Consider the following 766-nt stretch of genomic DNA (forward strand, 5'->3'; position numbering starts at 1 on the left):
GGTTGTGGATTGATACCAAATTTCGCAACCGTAACAAATTCTTTTTTTTCTCCTCCCTTTCCCTTCCTTCTCCTTCCCTCCCCCTTCTCTCCCTCTCCCTTTTTTTTCCCTCCCCCCTCTCCTTCTCTCCTCTCCCCCCTTCCTCCTCTTTCTTCCCTCTTCCCCCCCCCTTCCCTCTCCCTCCCCCTCTTTTCCCCCTCCCCTCTTTCTTCTTTTTCTTTTTCCCCCTCTTCTCCTTTTTCCCCTTTTCCCTTTTTCCCCTTCTTCCCTTTTCTTTTTTTCCTTTCTTTCCCCCTCTCTTCCCTTTCCTCCCTCTTTCCCCTTCTTTTCCCCCTCCTCCTTCCCCCCTCTCTCCTCCTCCTCCTCTCCCTCTATAAATTTTTAATAAATTTCTTTTTCCCTCTTCTCTTCTCTCCCTCTTTCCTTCCTTCCTCTTCTGCTCCCATTCTCTTTTTCCTTCTCCCCTCCTCCTGCCCCCTTTTCCTCTCTTTCCTCTTGGTCCTCTTTTTCATTTATTCCTTTTTCCTTTTTCTTTCCTCTTGTCGTTCTTTTCCCTTCTCCTTTTCCTTTCCTCTCCTTCTTTTTTTCCTCTCTCTTTCTCTCTTTTCTTCTCTTTTTTTTGTTTCTTTTTTTGTGTGGTGATCATTTTTTTTTTATCCAAATGCCTGTTTGTGGGGGGGGGAGGGGGGATTGTCCGCTTTTTTGGGTGCGATTAGCAGGGGGGTGGTTGTCACAAAATAATACTATGCCTATATAATATTTTTTT

2 protein-coding genes are annotated in these 766 nt (G+C 45.3%); both read right to left on the minus strand.

From position 1 onward, the window contains the following. Positions 1-371 precede the first annotated feature (371 nt). Positions 372-512: a hypothetical protein gene (locus tag J7R10_RS08325; protein WP_208436446.1), complete on the minus strand. Its 141-nt coding sequence runs from the start codon at positions 510-512 to the stop codon at positions 372-374. Continuing rightward, on the minus strand, positions 509-646 hold the full coding sequence (locus tag J7R10_RS08330) for a hypothetical protein (protein ID WP_208436447.1): 138 nt from the start codon (positions 644-646) through the stop codon (positions 509-511). The genes J7R10_RS08325 and J7R10_RS08330 overlap by 4 nt, the downstream gene beginning before the upstream one ends. Positions 647-766: the final 120 nt, after the last annotated feature.

Source organism: Bartonella vinsonii subsp. berkhoffii ATCC 51672 (assembly GCF_902825225.1).
GTDB classification, from domain to species: Bacteria; Pseudomonadota; Alphaproteobacteria; order Rhizobiales; family Rhizobiaceae; genus Bartonella; species Bartonella berkhoffii.

Coding starts and splice junctions, on each gene's coding strand:
- J7R10_RS08325 (WP_208436446.1), bottom strand. CDS start 512: ATGAAAAAGAGGACCAAGAGGAAAGAGAGGAAAAGGGGGCAGGAGGAG.
- J7R10_RS08330 (WP_208436447.1), bottom strand. CDS start 646: ATGATCACCACACAAAAAAAGAAACAAAAAAAAGAGAAGAAAAGAGAG.